Genomic DNA, 4523 nt, shown 5'->3' with positions numbered 1-4523 from the left:
TCCGCATGCTCATCCGACGGGCGACGAGCCGCTACCGCTGGGACGGCCGGCCCACCACCCGACGCCTCAAGTGATCCATTTGCCGGTCGGTCTAAGGGATGTCCCGTAAATGATCTTTGATCGGGCGTAGACGTGGCCTGCGCCTGGTCCGACTGGTCGCTTATCCGACGAGGTTGAGGTTGTACAGGCGGGCGATACCGAGCATGGCTTGGTGGACACCGTCGCCCCTGAGGCGGCAGTCGCGGAGAATCTTCCAGGCCTTCATGCGGGCGAAGACATGCTCGACGCGGGCGCGGACCTGTTTGTGGGACTTGTTGTGGGCCTGTTTCCATCCGGGTAGATCTTCGCCTCTACGGCGGCGGTGGGGCATCACGAGCCCGGTGCCCGGATAGCCGCCGTCGGCGATGGTTGTGGTCGTGCCGACGGTGGCTTTCGCGCCGGACTCCTCCCATGCCTTGCAGTCGTTGCGGTTGCCGGTCAGGGGCCGGCCGACCACGACGACGAGTCGGGAGTCGGCATCGATGACCACTTGGTTGTTCGTGGAGTACCGGTAGTTCTTGGACTGCTCGGCGATGGTGTGGTCGCGGGTAGGCACCAGGGTGCCGTCCACGATGAGCACGGTGTCCTTGCGGTACCGCTGGCACGGCCGGAGTGCGAGCGACGGGCCGCGGTCATTGATGATTCGGTCGGCCGCGGACTTCGAGATGCCGAAGAGCGGAGCGAGCTGTCGCATCGTCAAGTTCGTTCTCCAGTACGACGCCACGAGCAGCACCCGATCCTCCAGCGGAAGACTCCACGGGCGGCCCTTCCGGACCGGATCGGCGCCTTCTCGGCGAAGCGCGGTCGCCAGCTTTCCGAAGGAACGCGGGCTCAGCCCCGTGAACGGGGCTATCCAGGTCGGCTCCGAAGTCGTGATCACGCCAGACACCCCAAGATCATCTCACCTGTGACTGAAGTTACGAGGCAGCCCTTAGCAGTGGTATCCGTCCGGGCACTCGGGGAACAGCACTCCGAAGAACAAGAAGAAGAGAATCGGCACACTGGACAACGCGGCCATGATCAGGAATCGCCCGCGTGCCTCTCGCCGGTCCCCAACCTGAGCCACCACGAATCCCGCTGCCGGAGCAAGCACGGCAGTGAACAGGGCCATCAGGCCGAACGCCCAGCCGATCTCTCGTCTCAGGTCCGGCAACCCCATCGCATACGCGATCGCCGGGGTGAACAGGAGGAGGGGCGCAGACGCCCACCACCACGACAGTGCCCTGATGATCCGATCCGCTCGTACCGGCGCCAGGCCGGTCGACCTCGTTCCCTCGCGACGGCTTTCCGGAGCGATCCCAGACGATGACATGCCCGCATCGTAGGCGGCTGAGGGGACATGAGGCCGTCTCGGGCCTTGACCTTCCCGCGAGACGTCCCAAAGCCATCCCCCTGACCAGCAGTTACGGGACAGCTCTTAGCCGGTCGAGATGGGTTTGCTCGGATTCGAGGCCGGCTCGGGGGGTCGGGCGCCGGGTCGATGAAACCCGGAAGTCCCTCATCGTGGCTGCGTGCGTGACCGGTCGGCGGCGCCGGCAGATGCGCGGGGGCAGGGCACGGCGGCAACCGGTCCCAGGTCGAGCCGGGCGTCCTTGTCCAGGCGGAAGGTGCCGTACGGGTTGACGTTCGACCAGAACAGCGCGGTCAGGCCGCGCCGGTCCTCGTCCGAGAGCCTCGATGCCCACGCTGGTTCGGCCAGCACCTGCTGGACCAGCAAGGTGTTGACGTGCACGAGCGCGGACTGGAGCAGGTGCAGGGTGAGCATCGACGTCTCGGCGTGCTCCTTGTCCGGCCCGGTCAGGGCGCCGTCCTTGCCGTAGTGGAGCACGGTGTTCGCGCTGTTCCAGTTCTCCACGACCTGGAGCCCGCCGTGGATCTCCCGGCGCAGGCCAGGGCTGGCCAGGTAGTCGCAGGCGAAGATCGTGCGCACGGCGCGGCCGAGTTCTTCGAGCGCGGCGTAGGTGGGGTGTTTGGGGCCGCCGCGGGTGAAGCGCCGCAGTACCTGCTCCGCCTCGGCGGTGCCGAGCCGGAGCGCGGTGGCGTACTTGACCATCTGGTCGTACTGCTGCTCGATCAGCTCCCAGCGGATCGGCCGCGTCAGCGAGGCCCCGAGCGCGGGCCAGCCGGGCGGGGTGTCGTCCGGGCGGTACAGGCGGATGCTGCCGATGTTCTTCAGCCGCGGCAGCAGGCGGAAGTTGAGCAGTTCGGTGAAGGCGAACCCGACCACGCTCGCGCCGTGGGTGTCGACGTAGTTCGACTCGATCTCGGCGTCGGTGCAGTGCCGCAGCAGGCCCTCGATCATCGCGGCGACTTCAGACGACGAACAGCTCTTGAGCTGGGAGTAGATGCAGACGTTCTTCCGCTCGACGTGCCAGTAGATCATCACTCCGTTGCCGCCGTAGCGGGCGTGATACTCGGTGATGAAGTTCGAGGACCAGGACCCGAACTTCTTCGAGTCCGACGCGCACGCTGTGCCGCGGCCCCACCATGCGGTGTCGCGGGCTGCGAAGGTGGCGTTCACCAGCTTGGTGACGGCGGCCCGGAGGTTGTCGACGGTGATGAAGTGCCGACGCACATGCCGCAGCGCTGCCTCGCTCTCGCCGTGCTCGCCGGTCGCCACGATCGCCCGGATGCCCATGTTCGTGCCCAGAGCGAAGTCGGGTGACTGCAGGTCAGGGACTGAAGCAGATCGTGGGGCAGTTCAACAAATGCTGTGCCCTACGGCGGGGCCCTGAGCCGGATGCGCGGGCTCAGGGGCTGCTGCTCCGCGCCAAGGGCGTCGCGATAAAGGTGTGCAGCTCAGTGATTGCCCGGACAGGTCCTACGCGGCAGCGAGTTGGAGCAGCTCCCCGACGCCCTGAGCATGGCGGTAGGGCTGGAAGCGGGGGAGCAGATCCTCGACGAGGCTGACGCAGCGGGGTGCGCCGGTACGGCGGGCCAGGAGCAGGGACTGCGCGGCGGCGGCCGCGGCGGGCTCGGGTTCCGTCATGTCAAGGTAGCTGGCGGCGCGGTAGGCGAGGAACACCCCGCGGGTCTTGTCCCGCGCCGTGGGCAGGAGACGTTCGCCTTCGGTGATGAGCTGGTGGGCACGGCCGGTGTCGCCGAGGTCGAGGAGGGCCTGGCCAGAGTCCACGGCGAGATCTGCCTCGGACACCCAGGCGCACCAGGCGGGCCGGTCGGTGCCAGCGTCGCCGAGGTGCTGCTCGGCCGCGGCGAGTGCGCGCAGCACGGCTCGTCGTTCACGTTTGCCATTCTGTGCGGCAAGGGTGCGGGCGAGGCGGAGTTGGAGCAGGCAGCGGGCGGCTGGGTTGTCGGCGCGGGTCAGGGCGTGGTGGAGGATAGCGGCCGCGGTGGTGTGGTCGCGTCGCCAGGCGGCCTGGTAGGCGAGGTCGCCCAAGAGGCCGGCGCCCATGTCGTGGTCGCCGGCAGCGTAGGCGTTGTGCAGGCCGGCGATCCAGTACTGGCTGGCGTGAGTGTGACGGCCCAGATCGAACCGGCGCCAGGCGACCGTCTGGGAGAGCGAGGCGGCCAGGCTATGCAGACGTACTCCGACCGCAGGGGTGTAGCGGCGGTGGGTAAGCAGATCGGTCACGGCGGACAGGCAGGAATCCAGCAGCGCGGACGTGTGCTGGTACTCCTCGGGGGCCAGGCCGGTAAGTCCCTGCGCGGTGGTCTCCAGGAGCGCGACGAAGTCCTCGCCTACTGGTTTGCCGTCGAGGCCCTGGGCAAGCGCGGTGGCGGCGCCAGCTGCCCAGTCCGCGGCCAGTGCAGACAGGGCGGTGCCGGAGACGGCCAGAAAGGTACGGCGTTCCATCGCTGTTCGCAGGGCCTCTCTCAGGGCGGTCACGGGGCTGTGGGGTCCGAGTGGGGTCACGCCGTCGGTGGTGAGCGGCAGCCAGTTCGGCCAGTCGTCGGCGCGGACGGTGTCCGCCGGCCAGCCGAGTGCCTCGGCGATGTAGATCTGGGATTCCTCGTTGGGCCTGACCCCGCGCTGCCACTTGCGTACCCGCGCCTCGTCCGTGCCTGAGCGCAGACCCCGTCGCGCGGCTGCGGCACGGATGGCGACGACGAACTCCTTGACCGTCATGCCGAGCGCGAGGCGCGCCGCAACCAGCGGGTGAGGGGTGCTCTCTTGCACGTCTCCAGTCAATCACTCAGCGCACCGGATGGGTGACTCCTTCGCGGAGACGGGACCCCCTACGGGACCCCCTCCAACCGGTCGACGGTACCCAATAGTTGAGCGCATTCTCGTGCTGTCGCAGCAACGGCGACAGACCCAGCCGAGACGAACAAGAGGACGCCATGAATGCGACCACTGACGTGCTCCACGGCCCGTTGCAGTCCCGGTCGCTGAAATGGCGACACGGCGGGTGATCTCGCCATGGGGCGCTAGGGCCTGTGTGAGGTCGTGATCAATTTCGGGTTCTGGTCCCGTGTGGGGGCAGGACCTGATAGGACGCTGGGTGTGACACGTAGGCAACTCA

The 4523-nt window shown here is 67.8% G+C and carries 3 protein-coding genes; all 3 read right to left on the bottom strand.

What is annotated here, in order from left to right; all coding sequences use genetic code 11:
- Positions 1–160 precede the first annotated feature (160 nt).
- On the bottom strand, positions 161–928 hold the full coding sequence (locus ACFU53_RS46805; RefSeq protein WP_384006400.1) for a transposase: 768 nt from the start codon (positions 926–928) through the stop codon (positions 161–163).
- 609 nt (positions 929–1537) lie between these two features.
- A complete protein-coding gene (locus ACFU53_RS46800) occupies positions 1538–2689 on the bottom strand; it encodes a transposase (RefSeq protein ID WP_384006402.1) in 1152 nt (383 codons plus the stop codon).
- A 171-nt stretch (positions 2690–2860) separates the two neighbouring features.
- Positions 2861–4177: an XRE family transcriptional regulator gene (locus tag ACFU53_RS46795; RefSeq protein ID WP_384006398.1), complete on the bottom strand. Its 1317-nt coding sequence runs from the start codon at positions 4175–4177 to the stop codon at positions 2861–2863.
- Between the last annotated feature and the right edge of the window lie 346 nt (positions 4178–4523).

It is taken from the genome of Streptomyces sp. NPDC057474, from assembly GCF_042802555.1.
In the GTDB taxonomy this organism is placed as follows: Bacteria; Actinomycetota; Actinomycetes; order Streptomycetales; family Streptomycetaceae; genus Streptomyces.
This window is presented reverse-complemented; position numbering and strand designations above follow the sequence as displayed.